Below are 23,786 nucleotides of genomic sequence, written 5' to 3'. Positions count from 1 at the left end.
GGCCGCAGCGATGTGCTCTGGGTTCCCGGCGGCGAACGCTAGGCAGGCCCTATTGTTTCCCGCCCGGAAACATCAACTTCCCGCGAGCAGGCTCGATTTCGCGGATCGATGCCCTATGTATTGAGAACTGTTTTCAAGTCATCCCGGAGTTGACCGACATGATGCGCATGTTTCTTGCCGCCGCCCCCGCCGTCCTGCTGGCCCTGTCCAGCGCCCAGGCCGAGCCCGTCGCCTATGAATTCGACCTCAGCCATACCGAGGTCAGCGCCAGCTGGGTGCACCAGGGTTATTCGCGGCAATCGCTGCAATTCACCGATTTCGACGGCACACTCGACCTTGATCTGGAAACGCCGGCCAATTCGACCGTCGACATCACCTTCAACCTGATCAGCGGCATCTGGGCCGGTGCCCATCACGAGGCCTTCGTCGGCCATCTCAATTCCGGCGATTTCTTCGACACCGCGGTCAGCCCGACGGCACATTTTGTCGGCACCAGTTTCGAAACCGAAGATGGCGAGACCGGCGTGATGACCGGCGATCTGACCATGAATGGCCAGACCCACCCTGTCTCCCTCGAAGTAACGCTGAACAATAGCGGCGAAACCCGCGATGGCCGCTCCAAGCTCGGCTTCACGGCCACCGGCACGCTGCTGCGTTCGCAATGGGATATGGGCTATGCCGTCCCCTACGTCTCCGACGAGATCGACCTGTTCATCTCGACCGAAATGGCGGTTCCTGCCCCGGCCGAATAGGCATCCGAGACTGATGCGGCAGACGCGCCCGGCGCGTCTGCCGCACTATGCCTGGATCAGACCTGCCGGGAATTCGGACCCGCGCCAGCAGCGCGCAAGACCGGGCTCGACCACAGGCTCAGGGCCAGCCCGATGAGCACGGCGAGAACCGCCGGCATGAGCTGCTCGAATTCATCAACCGGCATCTCGTCGATCAGAATGACCTGTGTGCGCCACATCACCGAATTGGTGTAGAAGAACCAGGCGGCAACACCCGCCCCGATCGCGAACACAGCGCTTGATCCCAGCCGCGCTGTCAGGCGCAACGGGCCACGCGCGACAGGCGGACAGCTGAAGCGCCGCCGCCGGGCGGCAAGACCGGCCAGCAACCAATAGGCAATCAGGATTGCGAGCAGGCCGGCAATCGCCGCCGCCAGGCTGATCTGGTGTGTCAGCTCATAGGCCTCGGCGCAGACTTCCTCCACGGGCAGCTCGCGCGCCGCCGACAACCAGCTGCAGCTGAGATCGAAATCGAGCTGGGCGCCGGAGGTCGCATTGGTCATGAAATAGAACCCGTCACCGGTTTCCGGCCGGATATAGATCTGGGCATTCCAGCTGGAATTATTGCCGCCATGCCCGATCATCAACCCGCGCGGCGTCTCGGTGCGGGTATAGCTCATACCGATACCGGGCGTGCCTTCGGACGGCGCGAAGGCCTGGTCGAGCCATGACATCGGGAGCACGCCGCCGCCATCAAGATGGGCGCGAAGGAAGTTTTCCATGTCATCGCCCGAGACATAGACACCGGCCGCTGCCAGGGCGACATCGCGCAGATCGGTGATCTCGCTGCGATAATAATTGAACGCCGCCGAACGGGTGGGAAGATCGGCCTCGACGAAGCCGCTGTCCGTCATGCCCAGCGGCGCGAAGACCTGCTGACGGACATAGGCGTCGAATGTCTGCCCGCTGACATCCTCGATCATCATCTGCAGCATCACATAGCCGCCGCCAGAATAGCTCGGATCAGTGCCCGGCTCGCGCACCAGCTGGAGCGGTTCATAGGTCTGAGACAGCTCGACGATATCGGCGGGCTGGTCTTCTTCCGGGCTGTAGCCGCCATAGCCATGGATATTGATGCCGGCGACATGCTGCAGCAGCCGCCGCACGGTGACGCCGGAAACGTCGAATTCGCTGTCGGGCAGGGTGAAGCGGGTTAGATAGGACTGGATCGGTGCATCCAGATCGATGTGGCCGTCGCGGGCCAGGGCCAGGACGGCCCAGACCGTGACCGGTTTGGAGATCGAACCGAGATTGAAAGCCGTCTGGCCGGTGACGGGCGAGCCGTCTTCGCGCGCCATGCCGCGGCGGGCTGACCAGATGACCTCGCCATCACGCAGCGCCCCGGCAGCCACGCCGGCGATCGAGTATCGCTGCATCGCCCGGTCGAGCACACCGTCGAGTTCAGCCGCCATCTCTGCCGGGGGTGCATCCGGACCAATGCCGGTGAAGGGGCGCAGCTCGGCCGCGATGAAAGCGATCCAGCCCAGCGCCGCCAAAGCGGCGATGAGGCGGACAAGGTTGAGCGTTCGCATGTTTGAAATTCCTTGGCTATAGCAACTACTATGCATTGCTATATACATTGCTATAACGGAACACAAGGGATACCATTAGGCATACCGAATCGGCGAGGCATTGATGGCGGACATGACGGACAAGGCAGGCGTGCTCGAACGCTGGATTTCCCAGGCCCGCAAGGGGTATTTCGAGATGCTGCTGCTGGCCCGCCTGCAGGCCGGCCGCGCCTATGGCTACCAGATCGTCGCCAGCCTGAAACAGGTGCCCGGCTTCGAAAACCTCGCCGAGGGGACGGTCTATCCGGTCCTCACCCGCATGCGGAATGACGGACTGGTCACCGCCGAATGGGTGGCCGAGGACAGCGGTGCGCCGCGCAAATATTACACAACCACGCAATTCGGCGCCGAAGTGCTCGCCGAAATGAAGGCGATCTGGACGGCGATGAGTGCCGCGCTGGACGCCCAGGAGGTGACGTCATGACCGGGCTTCTCACATTCTCGACGCCGCAGGCGCGCCGCCTGTGGCAGGATTTCCAGCGCCGTCTCGACTGGGCCAATCGCGATCTCGACGCTGTCGAGCGTGCCGATCTTCGCGCCGAAGCCGCCGCCCATATCCGCGACGCGATGGCGGAGCTGACCGAGGGTGACGAGTTTACACGGCTGCAGGCCGCCATCGCCGGCTATGGCGATCTGCCCGCCGCGCCGCCGGCCTGGCGCCGTCCGGCCGCCATTCTCCTCCACTACGGCTCAATCCTGGCGCTCGGCCTCGCCGGAATCTTCGTGCTGATCTTTCTCCACATGGCGGTGATGGAAGTCTTCAATGCGCAGGGCGTCGGCCTGTGGCACTTCGCGAGCGGCGACTGGGCCCTGTCCTACGAAGCGCAGGACGGCGCCGAGGAAGTGCTCGGCGGCTGGTTCATCCCGGCCATGCTGACAACATGCGCCCTCGTCTCGGCCGGCCTCTACGCGCTGTGGCGTTTCGCGGTTGCGCCCGGAGGCGCGGTCTCGGCCTGGATGAAGGATTGAGACCTGCTGTGATTTGACGCGCACGTCAGCCACCGCCTCACATTGACTTAGAGCGCAGGCATAGGCAGGTTCGGCGCCTGTCCTTTCAAGGTGCGCTCTCCCCCGTGCGCGTCCAAATTCGGAGCTCCGGCATGAAGATTCTCGTCCCCATCAAACGGGTCGTTGATTACAACGTGAAGGTCCGCGTGAAGCCTGACCATACAGGTGTCGACCTCGCCAACGTCAAGATGTCCATGAACCCGTTCTGCGAGATTGCGGTCGAAGAAGCGATCCGTCTCAAGGAAAAGGGAATCGCGACGGAAATCGTCGTCGTCTCGGTTGGACCGACCCAGGCACAGGAAACGATCCGCACCGCGCTCGCCATGGGCGCCGACCGCGGCATCCTGGTCCAGACCGATGATCTCGTCGAACCGCTCGGTGTCGCCAAGACCCTCAAGGCCATTGTCGAGGAAGAAAAGCCGGAGCTCGTCATTCTCGGCAAGCAGGCCATCGATGATGACAGCAATCAGACCGGCCAGATGCTCGCTGCCCTGCTCGACTGGCCGCAAGGCACCTTCGCCTCGGTCGTCGAAGTCGCCGATGGCGCTGCCAGCGTCACCCGCGAGATCGATGGCGGCCTGCAGACGGTGAAGCTGCAATTGCCGGCCATCGTCACCACCGATCTGCGCCTCAACGAGCCGCGCTATGCGTCCTTGCCGAATATCATGAAGGCCAAGCGCAAGCCGATCGACATGAAGGCCCCGGCCGATTACGGCGTCGATTTCACGCCGCGTCTGCAAGTGGTCAAGGTGACCGAACCGAAGAAGCGCGAGGCCGGCATCAAGGTCGAATCCGTCGCCGAACTGGTCAACAAGCTGAAAAACGAAGCGGGAGTGATCTGATATGGCTGTTCTCGTATTTGCCGAACACGACAATCAAGCGCTCAATGACGCGACCCGCGCCGTTGTCACCGCCGCCAAGGCCCTGGGCGGGGATATCCATATCCTCGTCGCCGGCTCCGGCGCCCAGGCTGTGGCCGATGAAGCGGCCAAGATCGATGGCGTAGCCAAGGTGATCCACGCCGAAGCCGATGTCTTCGCCAAGCCGACCGCCGAAGCGCTCGACGCCCTCATCACCCCGATGATGAGCGATTATGACGCCGTGCTGGCCGCTGCGACCACGACGGGCAAGAATTTCATGCCCCGTATCGCCGCCCATCTCGACGTGATGCAGATCTCGGAAATCATCGAAGTCGTCAGCGCGGACACCTTCGTGCGCCCGGTCTATGCCGGCAATGCGCTGATGACGGTCAAGTCCACAGACGCCAAGAAGGTGATCACCGTGCGCCCGACCAATTTCGCCAAGGCGGGCGATGGTGGTTCGGCAAGCCAGGACAATATGGCGGCCTCTTCCGGCCCGTTCAAATCCGAGTTTGTCTCGGAAGAAATGTCCAAGTCCGACCGTCCGGAACTGACCGCGGCCAAGATCGTCATTTCCGGCGGACGCGGCATGCAGTCGGGTGACAATTTCCACCTGCTGGATTCGATCGCCGACAAGCTCGGCGCTGCCGTCGGCGCCTCGCGCGCTGCCGTCGACGCCGGCTTCGTGCCGAATGATTACCAGGTCGGCCAGACCGGCAAGATCGTCGCGCCTGACCTCTATATCGCGGTCGGCATTTCCGGTGCGATCCAGCATCTCGCCGGCATGAAGGATTCCAAGGTCATTGTTGCCATCAACAAGGACGAGGAAGCCCCGATCTTCCAGGTGGCCGATTACGGCCTCGTGGCAGACCTGTTCGTGGCCCTGCCCGAGCTGGATGCAGCCCTGGGCTAGGCATCACGCCGCAAGCAGACCGATCAAAGGCCCGGCTGGATCAGCCGGGCCTTTTTTCTGGCGATTGCCGTCAGCGTATCGCCAGGAGGTGTTGCCCCAGGCGCCACCAGGTGCGCAGCGATGAGGGATGATGTCCCGCCTCTTCGAGAGCCGCGAGCATGTCAAAATCAAGCCAGCGCCCATCGCGCATCACTGCGTCGACCTGGTAGAGCCACGCGATGTCCTGCGTCGGATCGCCAGCGACCAGGATTAGGTCGGCGGCGCAACCCGGCGCCAGGCAACCAATCTGCCCGTCCAGTCCCAGCGCCTCCGCCCCGTTCAGCGTCGCGGCGCGGATCGCCTCGGAGGGAGTCAGGCCGGCCTCGACCAGTATCTCCATTTCGCGCACGGTCGAGATGCCGTGCGGCGTGACCATGACACCGGAATCCGTCCCGACTGTCAGGCGTACACCGGCCGCGTGCAGGGCGCCGGTGACCTCGACATAGAAGGCCTGCATGCGCGAGCGGTCATCATGCGGGTATTGCGACCAGAATTCGAAACTCTCCTGCTCAAACCCGGCGACCACCGGATTATAGCTCGCCATGGCGGGGCGGGTGATATGCCCCCCCCCGGTCTCGACGATCCGCGCCAGATTTTCATGCACCACCAATGTCGGGTCGATCATCGTGCCGGAGGCAGCGATCTGCCTGGCAAGCTGACGCACGCCCTGCGGGTCAGTCTCATCATTCAACGCATGCCAGATGATCGACTCGGTGTGTTCGAGCGTCTGGAAACCGGCATCCAGCGAAGCCGCGAAATCGACCGGATCGGCCTCCATGCCCTCGACCGGGTGCCCGCTCATCGTCATGCCCAGAACGGCCGCCTCGTCGCGGATCGCCGCGAAGCTCTCCCGGGACAGGTTCGAGTAGAGTTTGAGGTGGCGGAAACCGGCCGCGTACTGCCGGCGCACGCTGGCCCGCGCCTCGTCCGCACCGTCGACCGACTCGTGCAGGAGATTGCCATTGCGACCGCCAACCTCATTGAGGATCGCACCCGTCGTCAACAGGCGTGGTCCGAGGATCTCGCCGCGCTCAATGCGCGAGGCAAGCGGCAGGTGAAAGGGAAAGCCGCCCATATTGCGCACCGTCGTGACGCCGTGGGCCAGGCCCGCCGCCAGGTCCGTCTCGTCAAAGACATGGACATGCACATCGATCAGGCCCGGCATCAGGACGCGCCCGCCTGCATCGATCAGCTCGACACCGTCGGGCCGTGCCGGCAAGGGCCCTGTCCCGACTTGCTCGATCCGCCCGTCGATCACCATGACATGACCATTCACCTGAACACTCCCGGTCGCGGGATCGAGCAGGCTTGCATTGGTGATCAGGTAGGATCGCGGCGCCTCACGATCCGGACGCATCACCCCCGGCAATTGATGCGCCCAAGCGACGAGCAACGCGGCGGCGATACTGACGAGAAGCCCGAAGGCCATGGAAAGTCGAAGCATGTCTGTCTCCCGATTGATGACCGGATGACAGGATCACGGGCGTCCGGACGGATCGCCCGATATCCGGATTCCGGACGTGCGGAATGCGTCAGGTGTCGGCCGGACCGGATTCCGCACCTGCTGGCGGGACATCCATGGCAGCGGCGAAGGCCGATGGCGTCTGGCCGGTCTCGCGCTTGAAGACCGCGTTGAAAACGGACTTGGAGCTGAAGCCGGCCGTGAAGGCGAGGTCAATCACACGCTGGCGCGTCCCCGTCCGGGCATCCTGCTGCATCATCGCGCAAACATCCTCGATCCGAAGCGAGTTGATATAATCATTGAAATTGCGCCCCGTCGCCGACTTGATGGCCAGGGTCACGGCGCGTTCGGTGAGGCCGGAGGCCACCGCGACCTCCTGCCGTGTCAGCCGGGGTTCGGTGTAGAGCGCCCCATCGCGGACAGCGGTTTCGACCCGCTTGAAATCGGCGATCGCGGCCGCGTCGGCCAGGGCCGCGTCATCGAGTGATCGAGCCGCCGCACGCCCTTCGGCCCAAGCGTCCAGCACCCGGTCATCGAGGCCCGAAAACAGTCGGGTGTGCTGAACGGCCAGAACGACCAGCACACACACGAAGACCAGCGACACGGCGATCTGGAAGACATAGGCCGACGACGTTCCCAGCCAGGGCCAGTACGGGTGCAGCCAGTGCGCGTCCATGCGCAGGATATCGAACACGCCGTCGATGACGTAGAAGGCGATCAAGGCGACCATCCAGTTCAACTGGATGGTCTGCGCATCAGATCGCATGTCCCGGGTCGCACGGTGAAAACGGCGGACCAGCAGGAGTGCCGCAGCGGAATAGACAAAGAGGCTGATCCGGGCGGCGTGTTCGACCAGCCCGATCTGCGACGTGAACGCCAGCGCGGCCAGGAATGGCAGGGCGTGTGGCCAGTCGCGCCAGCGCAGGGCCGGCCCGGCAATCATCACGCCACGCACGACGAGATAGAGCAGAGGCGGATAGGCCAGGCGGAAGGCCGGCGTCACCAGCCAGATGTCGCGAAAGCCCGACGTCTCTTCCAGAAAATTGAAGACCATCCAGATCGCCGACATGGCCAGCACGGCCGACACGGCCCGCAATCGCGGCTGGGTCACGGTCAGAGCGACACCCAGACCGGCCACCGCGATCAGGGCAAATTGCAGGAGATTGACAGCGAACAGGGTCATAAGGAGAGACTAGCCGCCCCCGGTTTGAAGGCAATCTCCGGCGGTCAAGCTTTCCAGCCCCGGAAGTCGCGATACTCGCGGATCGCAGTGAGCGCTCGCGCTCTCGTGCGAGGGGTCTCGTCATCCATAGCCAGGATGACCAGTCGAAAGAGATGTTCCGGTGCCTCGCGCAGATTGTCGGCATCGGACTCCGCCAGCTCCATGGTCGCGCCATGTTCCGCCGCACCAAGCAGAGCCTGTTCGACACGCGCAAGGCAGGACTTCAGCCCCCCATCGCGCGCGCGATAGCGCAGGGCCAGGAAGACCAGGATCAGGACGAGGATTATCGGGGCGAGCAGGGCCATCCCGACTGTCTAGTCCGCGGCGGCACTCGCCTCAATCCTTGCGATCACCGGCCGCAAATCGACACGTCCGAAATTCTGTCCCCCCGTGTCGTCCCCATCCTTGCGGGCCAGCAGCCGGGATCGATCGCCCAGGATGAGAGACGGTGCCACCCCTGTCTGCACACGCCGTAAAAGCGTCGCCCTGTTGTCATCAATCCGTCGTGCCGGCCCCGTAGAGAAAGCGGCGAAACTGTCCCTCCCCGGATCAGTCTCACAGCCCGGCATCCCTCCGAGGCAAACACACGCTCGGGGCCGTCCTTCGGGGCGGCCCCTTTTTCCTAACCGCGATTGATCGCCGCCTGCACAAGGCGGTGCGCATCTTCGCTGTCCCAGTCAGCGGGAGCCGGCATGCGGCCGATCTCGCGCCCATGGCCGTCATAGAGGATCGACATCGGCAGGCCGAGCGCACCGACAAGATTGTGGCTGGTGAAGCTGGCATCACGCAGCGCCGGCAGGGCATCGATCTGCTCACGCTCGAAGAATTCGGTGATGGGCGCAAACTCGCGGTCAAAGCTGATGGTGACGACATCGAACGCCTCGCCGCCGAACTGCTGTTGCAGACGGTTGAGGGCCGGCATCTCCTCGACACAGGGACCGCACCAGGTGGCCCAGAGATTGAGCAGGATCACCTTGCCGCGATAATCGGAGAGATAATGCTCGCCGCCATCCGGGTCGGTATAGGGCATGGCGGGCTGCGCCGGGGCATCGGCGAGGGTGACGAAAGCCCCCATCTCACCACGTGCATAGCTGTCCAGCGTACCGGTTTCACTCTTGCCCGTGCCGGAGATGAACACGTATACAAGCCAGATCAGTCCGATAACGAGCATGGTCGCAATACCGGCTTTGATGGGCGTTATTTGCATTTCATTCTCCTGATCGGCGGGTCATCCATGTCAGACGACACCAAAACGACACCAACATCCAGTGCCAGCGCCATGTGGGGAGGCCGTTTTGCGGCCGGTCCTTCGGCGGTAATGGAGGCGATCAATGCCTCGATCGATATCGACCAGCGCATGGCCGAAGAAGATATCGCCGGCTCGCTCGCTCATGCCGAGATGTTGGCTGCGACGGGCGTGATTTCAAGCGCCGATGCCGCCGAGATCAAGCGCGGGCTGACACAAGTGCGTGAAGAGATCCGCGCCGGCAACTTCCCCTGGTCGGCGGCGCTCGAAGACGTGCACATGAATGTCGAATCCCGCCTGAAGGACATTATCGGCGAACCGGCCGGGCGCCTGCACACGGCACGCTCGCGCAATGACCAGGTCGCGACCGATTTCCGCCTCTGGCTGCGCGCCGCCTGTGACCGTATCGATGCCCGGCTCGAGGCCTATCAGCGTGCCCTGGTGGAACAGGCCGAAAAGCATATCGACCAGGTCATGCCCGGCTTCACCCATCTGCAGACGGCCCAGCCGGTCTCGCTGGCGCATCACCTGCTCAGCTATGTCGAACTGGCCGAGCGTGATCGCGGCCGCTTTCGCGACGCCCGCAAGCGCCTCAATGAGAGCCCGCTCGGCTGCGCCGCCCTCGCCGGCACGGCCTTCCCGATCGATCGCGACATGACCGCCAAGGCGCTCGGCTTTGACCGCCCGATGGCCAACTCCCTCGACGGCGTGGCCGCACGCGATTTCGCGCTTGAGGTGATGGCCGCAGCAGCGATCTGCGCCGTCAACCTGTCGCGTTTTGCCGAAGAGATCGTGCTCTGGTGCACGCGCCGCTTCGGCTTTGCCACCCTGTCGGACGCCTGGTCGACCGGCTCCTCCATCATGCCGCAAAAACGCAATCCGGACGCCGCCGAGCTGGTCCGCGCCAAGCCGGGCCGGATTATCGGTTCGCTGACCGGGCTGCTCGTTGTGGTGAAGGGCCTGCCGCTCGCCTATTCGAAGGACCTGCAGGAAGACAAGGCGCCCGCCTTCCAGGCCGTTGATGACCTGGAACTGGCCCTGGCAGCCATGGCCGGCATGGCCGCCGACCTCACCTTCTATGGCGACGCCATGGAAGAAGCCGCCGGCGAAGCCTATTCCGACGCCACCGATCTGGCCGATTTCGTCGTGCGCGAACTGGGCAAGCCCTTCCGCGACGCACATCACATCTCCGGCTCCATCGTCCGCCTTGCGGAAGCTGCGGCCGTGCCGCTGGCGCAATTGCCGCTGGAGACCATGCAATCGGTCGAGCCCGGCCTCGACGAACGCATCTATTCGGTGTTGAGTGCTCGCGCCTCGATGCAGAGCCGGACCAGCTTTGGCGGCACTTCGCCCGTGCGGGTCCGCGAGCAGGTCGAAGCCTGGAAAGCCCGCCTGTCGGCATGAAGGAAAGCATGATGAAACGCCTGTCCAGCCTGACCCTGATCCTCCTTGTCACCAGCGTGCTCGGCGCCTGCGGCCTGCGCGGCGATCTGGAACGTCCCGAGCCGATGTGGGGCCATCCACAGGACGCTGAAGCGCCCGGCGGCACGGCAGACGAGCCTGCGGCTGCCCCAACCGGTGACTAGGGCTGTCTCCGCACGCTGCGCACTTCAACAAAACGTAATGCTTACCGCGCTATCCGGCGCGTCGCAGCGTGCTAGATTTATCTGATGCACCGTCGGTCCCTGATCGTCGCATGGTGCGCTCTGATGTGGGAGCGCGCTGTGCCCGTGGTCTGGCCAGGCCTTGCCTGGGCAGTGAGCTTTGCCGTGCTCGCTCTGCTGGGCGTCTGGGAAGTGATCGGCGATCCCTGGCGCGCCATCTATGCGCTCGCCAGCCTGGCCGGCGCGATCTGGCTGACCCGCAAGGGGCTCGCACGCTTCGCCTGGCCACAGGTGGAAGACCTCGCCCGCCGGGTCGAGGAGGATTCCGGCATCACGGCCCGCCCTCATGAGGCCCTGCTCGACACCCCGCCGACCGATGACCCCGTTGCCTTGCAGGTCTGGCATGAGCACCAGGCGCGCATGGCGCGGCGTCTCGAGAGCGCCAAAGCCCGCCGCCCCCGGGCCGCATGGGCACGGCAGGACCGCTGGGCCCTGCGCGGCAGCCTCGCCCTGGCCCTGTGTGTCTCCTGGTTCCTCGCCGGCCCGGCCGCGCAGGACCGTCTCGGCGAAGCCTTCAGCCTGGCCCCGATCCAGGTCGGTGGTCTTGATGTCAGCGTCGATGCCTGGATCGACCCGCCCGCCTATACCGGCCGCGCCCCGATTTTCCTGACCGCCGAGACCCGCACCGTTGAAGTGCCCGCAGGCTCGACCTTTGTCAGCCGTATTGCCGGCAGCCGCCGTGCGCCCACGCTGACGCGCCGCGATTCCGGTGGCTCCGAGCGGGCCACCGCCAGCTCGATCGGCGACAGTGTCTGGGATGCGCGGCTGACAGTGCCCGTCGATGCCAATATCCGCCTCGCCGCCGGCCCGACCCGCCAGAGCTGGACGCTGACTGTCATTCCCGACCGGGCGCCGATCGTGCGCCTGCTGGCCGTGCCCGACTCCAATTCGAGCGGCGAGCTCGATCTGCAATTCTCCGTCGTCGATGATTATGGCGCGACCGCCTATGCGCTCGAGCTACGTCCCGAGACCGATCCCGACGCGGAATGGGAACGCATCGAGATCACACCGGCGGGCATCACGACGCTGGACACCGAAAATGGTGTGCGCACCCTGCTGGAAACCGCGCGGCATCCACTGGCCGGCAGCCGGGTGACGATCCGTGTCGCTGCCGGGGATGCTGGCGGCAATACCGGGCGCTCGCCCGAACTGGGCATTACCCTGCCGCACCGGATTTTCCTCAACGCCCTGGCCCGTGCCGTCGCCGAGCAGCGCCGCAATGTCCTCAATGCAGACCAGGCCTATGCCCCGCTGACGGCGCGGCCGGTCCTGTATGCCGAAGATGTCGCGCCGGGCATGGCCTATCTTGCCGACGAGCCGGAGCGCCGGATCGAGCGCGCACCGGAAGGCCTGCAATTCGCCGCCCGCGCCCTTGATGCGATCACCGACGCACCGGCGCGGTTCTTCGACGATGCCGTCGTCTATCTGGGCCTGCGGGCAAGTGTGCAACGCCTGCGCCGCTCGCGCGAACAGGCCGATCTGGCGGGCCTGCAGGAAGACCTGTGGCACATCGCGCTGCGCGCCGAGCTCGGCTCGCTCGCCGACGCCGAGGCTGCCTTGCGCGCGGCTGAACGCGCCCTGATGGAAGCGCTGGCCCGCGGCGCCGACGAGACCGAACTGGCCGGCCTGTTCGACGCCTTCCAGGAGGCGATGGACAATTACATGGCCGCGATGGCCGCTGAGGCTGCCCGCAGCGGCGAGACACCGGATCCGAACGCGCAGGAACTTGACACATCATCGCTGCAGGGAATGCTCGATGCCCTGCGTGAGGCCGCCGAGCTGGGCGATACCGCCGATGCGCGTCAGGCGCTGCAGCAATTGAGCGAGTTGCTGCGCAATATGCAGATGCAGATGGGTCAGGGTTCCGGCGAGGGCGAGCAGGACGATCCGATCAATGAAGCCATCCAGGACGCGCTTGAGGAACTCGGCGATGTCATCGGCAGCCAGCGCGATCTTCAGGACCAGACCTTCGGGCTCGGCCAGGAGCAGGAATCGAGCGGCTCATCAACACCGCAATCGGGCGGACAGACCGGCCAGCAGGACGGCAATATGCCCCAAAGCCTGGCCGAGAACCAGAATGGCGGCGGGGCCAGTGCCCAGTCGCTCGGGACGATGCAGGGCGAACTGGCAGAGCAATTGGGCCAGGCACAGCAGGCCTTGCCCAATGGTGGCAGCGAATCCCTCGCCCAGGCCGGCGAAGCGATGCGTGCCGCAGCGGATGCGCTCGGTGAAGGCGATGCCGCAGCCGCGCTGGAGGCCCAGGAGGAGGCGCTGGCCGGATTGCGGGCCGGTGCCGAACAATTGGCGCAGGAGCTGCTGGAGCGCATGCAGGACGCTCAGGGTGAGGCCGGCCAGGGCCAGGAAGAGCGTGATCCGCTCGGACGCCCGTCGGAGGGCGCGTTTGCCGATGGCAGTGGCGTGGAAATCCCCGATGAAATGGCGCGGGCACGGGCGCGCAGCATTCTCGAGGAATTGCGCCGGCGCGCAGCAGAAGCCGGCCGCCCCCAGGACGAGCTCGACTATATCGAACGCCTGCTCGACCGGTTCTAGACCGGCGGCAAACGCTGCTCAAAAATCAATGGTGACCGGCATCCGGCTGGGCAGCGTGGGCGCTGGCCGGGGCCGCATGTGCATCGGCGGCAACCGCGTTATCGGCCGCATGGGCCGGGTCATGCCCCGCTTCCGGGGTCACGCCATGGACCGGCGCCGCATCGGCGACCAGCACCACTTCGACCTGGGCCGAGGCTGGTGGCGGATCACTGACGACCGTACGGAAGGCGCGTTCCTGGCCGGCGGGAACCGCGGGGCCCTGAAGCCCCACGCTCCACTCGAGCAGGGATTCGCTGTCTTCGTCGCGCAGGATGGCGCGCAGGGCCGGCACCGTACGGGCGCGGCGATCGAGATTGCTGATCGTGCCCTCAATGACCAGCAAGGGAACGCCGTGGGCATTGTCGCGCGTCACGGTCAATTCACCGACCGTGAAGCCATAGGGGTTCACTTCAGCGCCCATGGCCGCATAGGCCGAGGACGCCCGCGGCCACAGGGTGACAATATCAACCCGGAACATCCAGGACGCGGTCAGCAACAGGGCGCAGGCAATCGCCAGCCCGCCCCAGGCACCACCGGCGGCGGCGGCAGACAGGGTGCGGCGCTTCTTGGCCTGGCGCTCGCGAAATGCAGTGTGTGGCTTGCTGTCCGCCCCGGGCTCGCCCTCTGGCGGAGCTGGTTGCAGCGCAGGCAGATCCGAGGGATCTTCGGCTTCAGCGGTCCAGACATGGGAACAGGATGCGCAGCGCACACGCCGGCCATTCAAACCAATCGCATGCGGATCGGCGCGATAGCGCGTAGAACATGAGGGGCAGCTGAGTACTATGCTCATCTGAGTCGCTTACGCCTTGTCCGCTTCACCCGCGCCCATGGAGAAATTCCATCGACCCGAGCCTTGCCCAATCGCCCAACAGCGCCACAGAACCGGTCATCCGCTTCGACAATGTCGGAATGCGGTATGGGCACGGTCCCGAAGTCCTGCGCGATCTCTCATTTGATTTACCACGCGGTTCTTTCCAATTCCTCACCGGACCATCCGGAGCCGGCAAGACATCATTGCTGCGGCTGATCTATCTCGCCGCCAAACCGTCCAGCGGGCGCATTTCCTATTTCGGGCGCGATGCCGCCGGGCTGACGCGCAAGGAAATGCCCCTGCTGCGACGGCGTATCGGCGTGGTTTTCCAGGAATTCCGTTTGCTCAATCATCTCAGCGTTTTCGACAATGTCGCCCTGCCCCTGCGCATCGCCGGAAAACGGCGCGCGGACTATGCCGAGGACGTTGCCGAACTGCTGGCCTGGGTCGGGCTGGGAGAAAAAATGGATGTCGTGCCGGCCACACTGTCGGGCGGTGAACAACAGCGCGTCGCCATTGCCCGCGCCGTGGTCGGACAGCCGGAAATCCTGATTGCCGACGAACCGACGGGCAATGTTGACCCGGAAATGGGCATGCGCCTGCTGCGCCTGTTCGCCGAACTCAACAAGCTGGGCACCACCATCATCATCGCCACACATGATCTCTCCCTGGTGCGCATGCTCGATGCGCCGGTGATGTCGCTGTCAAACGGGCATCTGCATATCCGTGCGCCGCGCAGCCAGCGCCAGGCGCAGGCCAATGCCGACACCGCCGGGGCTGAATCCACTCCCGAAACGAACGGCACGGAGGCGGACAGCCATGACTAACAGGGTTCCCCCGCCACCGCCCGGAGGGTCCGGTGCCCTGTTGCCGCCGGACTCGGGGCGCGACCGGCCACTTTTCGTCGTCGCCGCCATCCTGGTCTTCCTCGCCTGCATCGCCGCGCTTGGCGCACGGGGCGCCTGGCTTCAGGCCCAGCGCTGGACCTCGGATCTGGAGAGCAGCATCACCATCCAGATCCGGCCCGTCGAGGGACGCGACGCCCAGCTCGACGCCGAGGAAGCCGCGAATATCGCCCTCACCGTACCCGGCATCATCGCTGCGACAGCCCACGACCGGGCGCATGCCGAGGCGCTGCTGGCGCCCTGGCTCGGGACCGGAAACCTGCCCGCCGACCTGCCCCTGCCGCTGATGGTGGAGGTCCGGCTCGACCCGGCCCTGCCAGCGCCAGGCGAAGGTCTGCAGGCCGCACTCGACGCAGCCGGTCTCACCGCCACGGTCGATGACAACAGCCGTTGGGCCGGCGCGGTTCGCCGCGCCGCACGCACGGCCCAGACGCTCGGTCTCTCCATGATGCTTCTGCTCGCCGGTGCGGCGGCTGCCGTGGTCGCCTTCGCGGCCCGCGCCAGCCTGGCCGCGCGCATCAATGTGATTGATGCCCTGCATATTTGCGGCGCCGAGGACCGGTTCGTCGCCGGCCTGTTCGAACGCCGTTTCTTCATGCTCGGGCTGAAGGCCGGCATCGCCGGTGCCGTCTGCGCCGGGCTGGTCGCCATCGCCGCCAGTCTTGGGCAGGGCCCGGCCGACATGGCTTTCTTCCTGCCGCACTGGGCAATGGATCCGTTTGAGCTCGCCCTGCTGCTGCTCGCCCCGCTCCTGGCGGGGCTGACCGCAGCCGTTTCGGCCCGGCTCGCTGTCGCCGCCGACTTGCGGGGGCGGTGGTAATGGCCAAAATCGGCCTCAATCGCAGCAATAAGTGGTGTTCCGGCATTGCCGCCGGCCCGGGCATGACCTTTCATGCCGTCACGCAAGGGCGAGTGAACGCATGAAACATGGCATCGGCATCTTGCGGGCATTGGCGTTTTCGGCCCTGGTCGCCAGCATTATCGGCTTTGTCGCCTATGCCGGAACCGTTTCAGGCTACGCCCTGCCCGATGACACCCTCAACGCCGACGGCATTGTCGTGCTGACCGGCGACCAGGGCCGGCTGACGGCCGGCGCGCAATTATTGCAGGACGGGCGCTCGGCGCATTTGCTGATTTCAGGCGTCCACCCATCGGTGACGACCGAGGAATTGCGGGCCCATACCAGCCTCTCCGATGCACAATTCACCTGCTGCGTGGAACTCGGACGCCAGGCCACCGACACGGTCGGCAATGCCCGCGAGACTGCACAATGGGTGCGCGAAAACGGCTATAGCCGCTTGATCATCGTCACCTCAGACTATCATCTGCCCCGCAGTCTGATCGAGATGGACATGGTGATGCCCGATATTGAATTCATTCCCTACCCCGTGCGCACCACGCCGCCCTGGCGCAATCCGCGTGCGGCCCGGCTATGGGTCCAGGAATACGCCAAATACACCACGGTCTGGATCGGCCGTGCCCTGTTCCCGGCGGCTGGCGACGTGTCATGAACGCCGTCCGATCGATCATCTTCCAGATCTACATGTATGGTCTGATGGCCATCATGGGCTTGGCCGGCACGCCGCTCCTGCTCGGGCCGCGCCGCTGGGCACGCAATTATCTGCGGCTCTATCTCGCCATCATCTGGTTTGGCCTGCGCTGGATCTGCGGCGTCCGCTTCGAGGTTCGCGGCCGCGAAAACCTCCCCGCCGGCGGCGCACTGATCGCCTCGAAACACCAGAGCATGTGGGAGACCCTGGCCTTCTGGGGCATTCTCGACGATCCGGCGATCATCCTGAAACGCTCCCTGATCTTCATGCCCTTCTTCGGCTGGTTCGCGGTCAAGCTGGGCAATATCAATGTTGACCGCACCGCCGGTTCAAAGGCCCTGCGCAAGATGCTGCGCGATGCCGCCACGCGCGGCAGCGAAGGCCGCCAGGTGCTGATCTTCCCGGAGGGCACGCGCGTCGACCCCGGCGAGCACCCGGAATTCAAGCCCGGAATTGCCGGCCTTTACGGCTCGATGAACCTGCCCTGCGTCCCTGTGGCGCTCAATTCCGGCGTCCATTTGCATCCCTATTGCGGATTGAAGAAACCCGGCCTGATCGTCGTCGAATTCCTCGAGCCGATCGCGCCCGGACTGCCCAAGGCCCAATTCATGCAAACCCTGCATGAACGGATCAATACGGCGGCTGATGCCCTGGTGGAGCAGCCTGCCGAAGCCCCAAGCCGGGAGAGCCTTGCGTGAGAGTTCCAAAGCGTTTTCTGTTTCCCGCACTCGGTGTCCTCGCGGTACTGGTGCTCTACACAGCCTATTGGCTGCACGCCAAGAGCACGATCGAACGTGAAGTCGGCGTCTGGATCGCCCGCCAGGAAAGCGCCGGATATGCCATTGAGCAGGACCGCCTGCGCGTCACCGGTTTTCCCTACCGCTTCCAGGTCGAAGTCACCGCCCCGCAATTCCAGGCCCCGCAGAGTGATGGCGGCTGGACCGCCCGGCTCGACATGCTCAAGGCCCATGCCCTGTTCTATGACTTCCGCCACTGGATCATCGAGTTCGACGGGCCGCTCTGGCTCGATTACGACGCCGGCACGCCCACCTCGCTCGAAATCGATGCCACACTCGCCCTTGTCAGCCTGGTCAGCAATAGTGTCGGCGAGACGATCCGTATCGGCGCCGAGATCGACAACCTCCTGATCGAGACCCGCACCGGCGATGCGCCGGGCGTGAAAGCGGTCGAAAAACTCCTGTTCTCGGGACTGGTCGCCGAAGACAACACGCTGCGCATCCGCCTCGAGGCAACTGGCCTGTCCATCAGCGAAGACGCCGTCTCGCCGGAAGTCGGGCGGACATTCGGCCGCGACGCCGATCTCGCCCGCATGGATCTGACCGTGACCGAATGGTCGACACTGGCCAATGATGCCGATGCCGGGGCATGGAGCCGCGCCGGTGGCCAATTGCAGATCGCCGAGTCGGCGCTGGAATGGGGCCCGGCCCACCTGTCAGGGGTTGGCGAATTCACCCTCGACCGGTCGGCGCAGCCCGATGGCCGCCTGTCGCTGCACATTACCGACCCGGACGCCCTGGCCGACGCACTGGTCCAGGCCCGGCTGGTGCCGGCCGAAAACGAGCAGGCCCTGCGCCTCGCTGCCATGATGGCACCGCGCGGCCCCGACGGTGTCGCCCTGCCCTTCCGTGTTCGCGATGGCGGTGTCTATCTCGGCCCGGTCAGGCTTGGCGATCTGAGCGATTGAGGTCTAGCGCCCCATGAACTCGGAGAGCACCTCGACGACCCGCCGGTTGTCAGCTTCCTTGCCCACCGTAATCCGCAGCGCATCATTGAGCCCGTAGGGCGCAACACCGCGGACGATCAGGCCATGCCGGGTCAGCCAGGCATCGGCATCGGCCGCTGTCTTGCCGGCTGTCTGCGGGAAGTGCACCAGCACGAAATTGCAGACACTGGGCGTAACCTCCAGCCCCAGGCCACCGAGTTGCTGGCGCAGGTAATCCACCCAGGTCGCATTGTGTTGCGCCGAGCGTTGCATGAAGTCGCGGTCGGCAATCGCTGCGGCACCGGCCTCGATCGCCGGCAGGTTGACATTGAACGGGCCGCGCACGCGGTTGAGCACGTCTACGATGGTCTTCGAGCCATAACCCCAGCCCAGGCGCAGCCCGGCCAGACCATGAATCTTGGAGAAGGTCCGCGTCACGAAGACATCGTCGCGCTCGCGCGCCAGCGCCATGCCGGGATCATAGTCCTCGGCGTCAACGAATTCGGCATAGGCCGCGTCCAGCACCAGCAGCGTCGTCGGCGGCAGGGCATCGCGCAGACGCCGCACTTCGGCGTCAGAGATATAGGTGCCGGTCGGATTGTTGGGATTGGCGATGAAGACGATTTTCGTATCTTCGCCAGCCGCTGCGATGACCGCATCGACATCCGTGGTGTAGCCACGCTCGGGAGCCGAGACGAGACGCGCACAGCTTTGCATCGCCACCAGGCGGTAGACCAGGAAGCCGTATTGCGACTGTACGACCTTGTCGCCGGGATTGAGATAGGCGCGGCCGAGCAGTTGCAGGATCTCGTCCGAACCGGTGCCGCAGACGATATTGTCGGCATCGAGCCCTTCTTCGCGGGCAATCGCCTCACGCAGCAGGGTGGCGCCGCCGTCGGGATAGCGGTGCAGACGTGAACCCGCCTTCTCGAACGCGTCAATCGCCTTGAGCGAGCAGCCCAGCGCATTTTCGTTGGAGGACAGCTTGGCCGGATTGGCCACGCCCGGCGCATCGGCAGCGCCCGGCTTGTAGGGCTGGATGTCGAGAATGCCGGAACGCGGTTCGATGGCCATGTAATTACCTCAGCTGTCCGAAAGGTCGGAAGGATTGTCGTGACGGGATAGCGCGGGGCGGCTTTGCGCTTCAAGGGGTTTGCGGCGGGCGGGCGCAGTTGAGGGGCGCGGGCGCAGCGCCATGGTCCGTTTCACGGCCTCGACCAGAATGACCCCGCCAAGCGCCGGCCAGACCCGCTCACCGGTCTCCTCCCACATCCGTGCGATGCGCGTATGCGTGCTCCACTTCCAGGGCGGCGCATACAGCGCGCGCGACCAGGCGGTAGGCTCGAACAGGGCGTCGTCGAGCAATTGCGACAGCTGGGCCCTGGAAAAGGGCCGGCCATGCCCGAAGGGCGTCGAGTCCAGCCAGGCCCAGATGCCCGAGCGCGCGGCCGTAACGATCACGACCCGCCCTTCCGGTGCCAGGACCCGCCAGATCTCGCGCAGCGTGGCCTGGAGCGAATCCGCTTCCTCCAGCGCGTGGACCAGCAGGACGCGGTCAAACAAGGCCTCGGGAAAGGGCAGATGCGTTTCATCGCCCAGGGCAATGCCTGAACAGGCGGTTGCGGAGACGACCGCACCCTGGGCTGCCGGCATGAAACATATGCTGCGCCGGGCGCTTGTCCGGTAGGGTTCGAGATAGGGGGTGGCGAAGCCGAGGCCAAGCAGATCCAGATCCTTGGCGTCAGGCCAGATCGCAGTCAGCCGGCGGCCGATCATCTCACGCGCCACCAGGCCCTGGCGGCTGCGGTAGAAGCGGTCCAGTTCGAGAGCTTCGCGGCGCACCCTTCACACACTCCTCGTTTGGCCCGATCATGGGGCGATGAGCGCAACACTAACCAAAGCGGCGAAATCGACAATGAGCGAACTGAGCATCCGGCAGTTTCCATGCCTGTCCGACAATTACGGCTTCCTGATCCATGATGCGGCAAGCGGCGAGACTGCGACGATCGACACCCCCGATCCCGAGCGCATCCTCGCCGAGGCGAAGGCGGCCGGCTGGACCATTACCCAGATCTGGAACACGCATCACCATTTCGATCATGCTGGCGGCAATGCCGCGATCAAGGCGGCGACCGGAGCCCGCATCGTGGCACCCGCCTATGAGAGCGACCGCATTCCCGGCATCGACCAGCCCGTCCGTGACGGCGACAGCGTCTGGCTCGGCAAGATCGAGGCGAAGGTGATCTTCACGCCCGGCCATACCAGCGGCCATATTGTCTACAGCCTGCCGGGCGAGCATGTCGCCTTCGTCGGCGACACCCTGTTCGCGCTGGGCTGCGGGCGCCTGTTCGAAGGCACGCCGGAGCAGATGTGGCACAGCCTGTCGCGCCTGGCCGCGCTGGCCGACGATACCGTGATCTATTGCGCCCACGAATACACCCAGGCCAATGCCCGCTTCGCGCTGTCGGTGGACCCGGACAATGCCGCTCTGCAGGCCTATGCCGCCGACGTCGACGCCAAACGGCTGCGCGAAGAGGCGACCGTGCCGACGACCATCGCGGCCGAAAAGGCCGCCAATCCCTTTCTGCGGGCCCGCGACCCGGGCATCCGCGCCCGGCTCGGCCTGCTGGATGCGAGCGACGAGGCCGTGTTCGCCGAAATCCGCCGCCGCAAGGATGTCTTCTGATGGCCGGCGCCGCAGAGATTATCGAGACGCTGGGCATGCAGCCGCATCCGGAAGGCGGCTGGTATGTCGAGACCTGGCGCGATGAGCCGGGCCCCGACGGTCGGGCGCGCGGAACGGCGATCTACTACCTGCTCGAGGCGGGCGAGCGGTCACACTGGCATCGGGTCGACGCCACGGAAATCTGGCACTGGTATGGGGGTGCGGCGCTGGAACTCGGCATCAGTGCCGACGGGGTGCAACAGGGCCGGCTTGACCTGGGACCGGATATCGCCGCCGGTCAGCGTCCGCAGCAGATCATACCGCCGGGCGTGTGGCAGAGTGCCCGCTCGCGCGGTGCCTGGACACTGGTCGGCTGCACGGTCACGCCGGGCTTTGAATTTTCGGGATTCGAGATGGCGCCGCGAGGCTGGGCCCCCGGAACCGGCCCTGGCACGGAAACCGGTTGATCAGGTCGCCTGGTCGTCCGCCAGAAGAGCGCGCGCGATATAGGCCGAGGAGGACCGGCCGGCAAAGCCGTATTCCGGCGCGATGACGACGATCAGGCTGTTGTCGCGGCGATAGGCCGCCGGCTGATCACCGATCGAGATGTCCACGCGGTCAATGCCCCGCAGACGCCGGCGATCATTGCGCAGCGAACGGAAGGCCAGGGCAATCATGTGCAGGCTGTCATACTGCACGCCCAGCCCGGCCCGTGGCGCCGGCGCATAGCCGACCGAGATGGTCCGGTTCAGATCGGCCGTGAGCTCGTTGACGAGCTCTTCGGCCTGCAGACGGACTTCCTCTGCCGAACGCGGTGCCGGCGCGAGACCGCCCGCCTCGCTGGCGAAGTCCGCGATCACCCCGTTGGGGGCGTCAGCGGGAAAATAGGTGGCGCCGCCCAGGGCGGTCAGACGAACAACCTCACGGCCGGTATCGGTCACATAGGAAGTGCCGCCGCCGGGAGCCCGGTTTGCGAACAGGGCCAGGACTTCGCGGGTCGGGTCATCGCGCTCGCGCAGCAGGGCCACCGTGCCTGACCGGTCAAACAGGAAGAACTCGCCGGTATCGGCACGCTGGTACCAGCCGACGGTTTCCTCGGCGCGCTCATTGCGCAACAAGCGGTCACGCAACGGGTTCTGGAACCCGATGGCAGCGCCGGCGCACAGGGCCGCGGTCAGTATTACGATCAGGAAACGGGTCATCGAGGTCAGCATTGACACTGGCAAGACGGCATTTTTTGGGCAGAGGCCCGCAATACCGTCATGCCATGTACTGCCCGCCATTGATGGTCAGGACGGAACCGGTCATGAAACCGGCTGCATCGGAGGCCAGATAGGCAACCAGGCCGCCAATTTCCGAGGCTTCACCGAGCCGGTTGACCGGAATGGCGCCAATGATGGATTGCAGCACATTCTCCGGCACGGCCGCCACCATGTCGGTATTGATATAGCCCGGCGCGATGCAGTTGACGGTGATGCCCTTGCGGGCCGTCTCCTGCGCCAGCGCCTTGGTGAACCCGATCACACCGGCCTTGGCGGCAGAATAATTGACCTGGCCCATCTGGCCCTTCTGACCGTTGATCGAGGAGATATTGATGATGCGGCCGAACCCGCGCTCGCGCATGCCCTCGATGACCGGATGGGTCATGTTGAACATCGAGCTGAGATCAACCCGGATGACATCATTCCACTGCTGGGGTGTCATCTTGTGGAACATGCTGTCGCGCGTAATGCCGGCATTGTTGACCAGGACATCGAAGGGGCCGCCGGCCAGGGCCTCGGCCTCGGCCAGCCCCCGCACACAGGAGTCGTAGTCGCCGACATCCCAGCTGGCCGTGGCGATTCCGGTTTCGGCGTGAAAGGCCCGGGCGGCCTCTTCATTGCCCGCATGATTGGCAACGACCGTATGGCCCGCAGCCTGGAGTTCAACGCAGATGGCAGCGCCGATACCCCGGGTGCCGCCTGTAACCAGTGCTGTGCGTGTCATATCCAATCCCCAATTTCTTGATCTGGCATTGCATCTTAAGTCTTCGCGCTTGCAGCACACCGCTTGCTGAGCGTAAACCGTAATGAAATAGGTGCGCGCCCATGTCGAGCGAATTGCGACATTGGACTACGCATTTTACACCAGCACGAGGAATGCGCTGTGACCAAAACGAAAAGCGGCAAAGGCGAAATCGTCATCAAGAAATACGCCAATCGGCGCCTTTATGACACCTCGACCAGCCAGTATGTGACCCTCGACCACTTGCGCGACCTCGTGAAGAAGGGCGTACATTTCCAGGTGATCGATGCAAAGAGCGGCGAAGACCTCACCCACGGCGTGCTGGCGCAGATCATTTTTGAAGAAGAATCCCGCGGCACCAATCTATTGCCCGTCGACTTCCTGCGGCAACTGATCGGTTTCTATGGCGACAGCCTGCAAAATGTCGTGCCGGGCTATCTGCAGATGTCGATGAACAACTTCACGCAGCAGCAGGAAGAATATCGCACCAAGGTCGGCGATGCGATGATGTCGCCCCAGGCGACCATGGCGCTGATCGAAGAACAGACGCGGCGCAATATGGAAGCCTTTGGCAAGACCATGCGCATGTTCACCCCCTTCGTGGCCGCAGCAACGCCGGAAGCGGAAGCCGCCGAAGCACCGGCCGAGCCGGATACCGGCAAGGAAAGCGAAGCCGATATGGCCAAGATGCGTGAAGAGCTCGACGATATGCGCGCCAAGCTCGACCAGCTGCTGAAGACGCAGAAATAGGCTGCCCCTTCTG

At 64.8% G+C, this 23,786-nt stretch carries 26 protein-coding genes; 16 read left to right on the top strand and 10 right to left on the bottom strand.

The features are described from left to right. Nucleotides 1-158: 158 nt before the first annotated feature. Entirely contained in the window at nt 159-752 is a 594-nt protein-coding gene (locus ACN0YF_RS02135) for a YceI family protein (RefSeq protein ID WP_417482913.1), read from the top strand. Nucleotides 753-808: 56 nt separating this feature from the next. Here the strand turns inward: ACN0YF_RS02135 and ACN0YF_RS02130 are convergent, their stop codons facing one another. Further along, nucleotides 809-2,323 (bottom strand): serine hydrolase domain-containing protein, encoded by a 1,515-nt coding sequence (locus ACN0YF_RS02130; RefSeq protein ID WP_417493148.1) that lies wholly within the window; start codon nt 2,321-2,323, stop codon nt 809-811. A gap of 112 nt (nt 2,324-2,435) precedes the next feature. On the opposite strand from ACN0YF_RS02130, the gene ACN0YF_RS02125 reads away from it, so the two are divergent. The 4 genes from ACN0YF_RS02125 to ACN0YF_RS02110 all read left to right on the top strand — a co-directional run bounded on the left by ACN0YF_RS02125 (nt 2,436) and on the right by ACN0YF_RS02110 (nt 5,143). Beyond that, nucleotides 2,436-2,786: a PadR family transcriptional regulator gene (locus ACN0YF_RS02125; RefSeq protein ID WP_417482911.1), complete on the top strand. Its 351-nt coding sequence runs from the start codon at nt 2,436-2,438 to the stop codon at nt 2,784-2,786. After that, nucleotides 2,783-3,331 carry a hypothetical protein gene (locus tag ACN0YF_RS02120; protein ID WP_417493147.1) on the top strand — a complete coding sequence of 183 codons (549 nt, stop codon included), beginning with the start codon at nt 2,783-2,785 and terminating at the stop codon, nt 3,329-3,331. The genes ACN0YF_RS02125 and ACN0YF_RS02120 overlap by 4 nt, the downstream gene beginning before the upstream one ends. Before the next feature lie 131 nt (nt 3,332-3,462). Next, on the top strand, nt 3,463-4,212 hold the full coding sequence (locus tag ACN0YF_RS02115; protein WP_417493146.1) for an electron transfer flavoprotein subunit beta/FixA family protein: 750 nt from the start codon (nt 3,463-3,465) through the stop codon (nt 4,210-4,212). Nucleotide 4,213: 1 nt separating this feature from the next. After that, a complete protein-coding gene (locus tag ACN0YF_RS02110; RefSeq protein ID WP_417482908.1) occupies nt 4,214-5,143 on the top strand; it encodes an electron transfer flavoprotein subunit alpha/FixB family protein in 930 nt (309 codons plus the stop codon). A 70-nt stretch (nt 5,144-5,213) separates the two neighbouring features. Here the strand turns inward: ACN0YF_RS02110 and ACN0YF_RS02105 are convergent, their stop codons facing one another. From ACN0YF_RS02105 to ACN0YF_RS02090, 4 genes are all read right to left on the bottom strand, one after another. Next, entirely contained in the window at nt 5,214-6,626 is a 1,413-nt protein-coding gene (locus tag ACN0YF_RS02105; protein WP_417493145.1) for an amidohydrolase family protein, read from the bottom strand. Nucleotides 6,627-6,714: 88 nt separating this feature from the next. Beyond that, nucleotides 6,715-7,827: a helix-turn-helix transcriptional regulator gene (locus tag ACN0YF_RS02100; RefSeq protein WP_417493144.1), complete on the bottom strand. Its 1,113-nt coding sequence runs from the start codon at nt 7,825-7,827 to the stop codon at nt 6,715-6,717. A gap of 44 nt (nt 7,828-7,871) precedes the next feature. After that, a complete protein-coding gene (locus ACN0YF_RS02095; protein WP_417493143.1) occupies nt 7,872-8,171 on the bottom strand; it encodes a hypothetical protein in 300 nt (99 codons plus the stop codon). A gap of 317 nt (nt 8,172-8,488) precedes the next feature. Beyond that, complete coding sequence (locus ACN0YF_RS02090) at nt 8,489-9,073, bottom strand: TlpA family protein disulfide reductase (protein WP_417493142.1); 585 nt, start codon at nt 9,071-9,073, stop codon at nt 8,489-8,491. A gap of 27 nt (nt 9,074-9,100) precedes the next feature. Here ACN0YF_RS02090 and argH point away from each other — a divergent pair, with 27 nt between their 5' ends. From argH to ACN0YF_RS02075, 3 genes are all read left to right on the top strand, one after another. Then, nucleotides 9,101-10,516, top strand: a complete 1,416-nt coding sequence (gene argH, locus ACN0YF_RS02085; protein WP_417493141.1) for an argininosuccinate lyase — start codon at nt 9,101-9,103, stop codon at nt 10,514-10,516. Nucleotides 10,517-10,524: 8 nt separating this feature from the next. Then, entirely contained in the window at nt 10,525-10,698 is a 174-nt protein-coding gene (gene lptM, locus ACN0YF_RS02080; RefSeq protein WP_417493140.1) for an LPS translocon maturation chaperone LptM, read from the top strand. 84 nt (nt 10,699-10,782) lie between these two features. Further along, nucleotides 10,783-13,326 (top strand): DUF4175 domain-containing protein, encoded by a 2,544-nt coding sequence (locus tag ACN0YF_RS02075; protein WP_417493139.1) that lies wholly within the window; start codon nt 10,783-10,785, stop codon nt 13,324-13,326. Between the two features lie 25 nt (nt 13,327-13,351). Here ACN0YF_RS02075 and ACN0YF_RS02070 read toward each other — a convergent pair whose 3' ends face one another. Further along, nucleotides 13,352-14,155: an MJ0042-type zinc finger domain-containing protein gene (locus tag ACN0YF_RS02070; RefSeq protein ID WP_417493138.1), complete on the bottom strand. Its 804-nt coding sequence runs from the start codon at nt 14,153-14,155 to the stop codon at nt 13,352-13,354. Nucleotides 14,156-14,205: 50 nt separating this feature from the next. Here ACN0YF_RS02070 and ftsE point away from each other — a divergent pair, with 50 nt between their 5' ends. The 5 genes from ftsE (at nt 14,206) to ACN0YF_RS02045 (ending at nt 18,336) form a co-directional block, all read left to right on the top strand. Continuing rightward, on the top strand, nt 14,206-15,003 hold the full coding sequence (gene ftsE / locus ACN0YF_RS02065) for a cell division ATP-binding protein FtsE (RefSeq protein ID WP_417493191.1): 798 nt from the start codon (nt 14,206-14,208) through the stop codon (nt 15,001-15,003). Next, entirely contained in the window at nt 14,996-15,901 is a 906-nt protein-coding gene (locus ACN0YF_RS02060; protein ID WP_417493137.1) for a cell division protein FtsX, read from the top strand. Before ftsE ends, ACN0YF_RS02060 begins: the two co-directional genes overlap by 8 nt. 100 nt (nt 15,902-16,001) lie before the next feature. Further along, nucleotides 16,002-16,592, top strand: coding sequence for a YdcF family protein (locus ACN0YF_RS02055; protein WP_417482898.1), 591 nt, complete (start codon nt 16,002-16,004; stop codon nt 16,590-16,592). Beyond that, nucleotides 16,589-17,329 (top strand): lysophospholipid acyltransferase family protein, encoded by a 741-nt coding sequence (locus ACN0YF_RS02050; protein ID WP_417493135.1) that lies wholly within the window; start codon nt 16,589-16,591, stop codon nt 17,327-17,329. Before ACN0YF_RS02055 ends, ACN0YF_RS02050 begins: the two co-directional genes overlap by 4 nt. After that, nucleotides 17,326-18,336: a DUF2125 domain-containing protein gene (locus tag ACN0YF_RS02045; protein WP_417482896.1), complete on the top strand. Its 1,011-nt coding sequence runs from the start codon at nt 17,326-17,328 to the stop codon at nt 18,334-18,336. Before ACN0YF_RS02050 ends, ACN0YF_RS02045 begins: the two co-directional genes overlap by 4 nt. A gap of 3 nt (nt 18,337-18,339) precedes the next feature. Here the strand turns inward: ACN0YF_RS02045 and hisC are convergent, their stop codons facing one another. Together hisC and ACN0YF_RS02035 are read right to left on the bottom strand one after the other, a co-directional pair. Further along, entirely contained in the window at nt 18,340-19,428 is a 1,089-nt protein-coding gene (gene hisC, locus ACN0YF_RS02040; protein ID WP_417482895.1) for a histidinol-phosphate transaminase, read from the bottom strand. Between the two features lie 9 nt (nt 19,429-19,437). Further along, the gene (locus ACN0YF_RS02035) at nt 19,438-20,196 is read right to left on the bottom strand and encodes a class I SAM-dependent methyltransferase (protein WP_417493134.1); all 759 of its coding nucleotides are present in this window, start codon (nt 20,194-20,196) and stop codon (nt 19,438-19,440) included. A 73-nt stretch (nt 20,197-20,269) separates the two neighbouring features. Between ACN0YF_RS02035 and gloB the strand changes: the two genes are divergently transcribed. Next, nucleotides 20,270-21,040 carry a hydroxyacylglutathione hydrolase gene (gene gloB / locus ACN0YF_RS02030; RefSeq protein WP_417493133.1) on the top strand — a complete coding sequence of 257 codons (771 nt, stop codon included), beginning with the start codon at nt 20,270-20,272 and terminating at the stop codon, nt 21,038-21,040. Then, a complete protein-coding gene (locus tag ACN0YF_RS02025) occupies nt 21,040-21,486 on the top strand; it encodes a cupin domain-containing protein (protein ID WP_417493132.1) in 447 nt (148 codons plus the stop codon). The genes gloB and ACN0YF_RS02025 overlap by 1 nt, the downstream gene beginning before the upstream one ends. Here ACN0YF_RS02025 and ACN0YF_RS02020 read toward each other — a convergent pair whose 3' ends face one another. After that, nucleotides 21,487-22,221, bottom strand: coding sequence for a DUF4908 domain-containing protein (locus tag ACN0YF_RS02020; protein ID WP_417482891.1), 735 nt, complete (start codon nt 22,219-22,221; stop codon nt 21,487-21,489). A gap of 58 nt (nt 22,222-22,279) precedes the next feature. Continuing rightward, a complete protein-coding gene (gene phbB, locus ACN0YF_RS02015) occupies nt 22,280-23,005 on the bottom strand; it encodes an acetoacetyl-CoA reductase (protein ID WP_417493131.1) in 726 nt (241 codons plus the stop codon). A gap of 159 nt (nt 23,006-23,164) precedes the next feature. On the opposite strand from phbB, the gene phaR reads away from it, so the two are divergent. Further along, nucleotides 23,165-23,773 carry a polyhydroxyalkanoate synthesis repressor PhaR gene (gene phaR, locus ACN0YF_RS02010; RefSeq protein ID WP_417482889.1) on the top strand — a complete coding sequence of 203 codons (609 nt, stop codon included), beginning with the start codon at nt 23,165-23,167 and terminating at the stop codon, nt 23,771-23,773. Nucleotides 23,774-23,786 lie beyond the last annotated feature (13 nt).

Origin of the sequence: Maricaulis sp. (genome assembly GCF_048270265.1) — a bacterium.
Lineage (GTDB): Bacteria > Pseudomonadota > Alphaproteobacteria > Caulobacterales > Maricaulaceae > Maricaulis.
The sequence above is the reverse complement of the archived record's forward strand: the minus strand, read 5'-3'. Positions and strand labels throughout refer to the sequence as shown.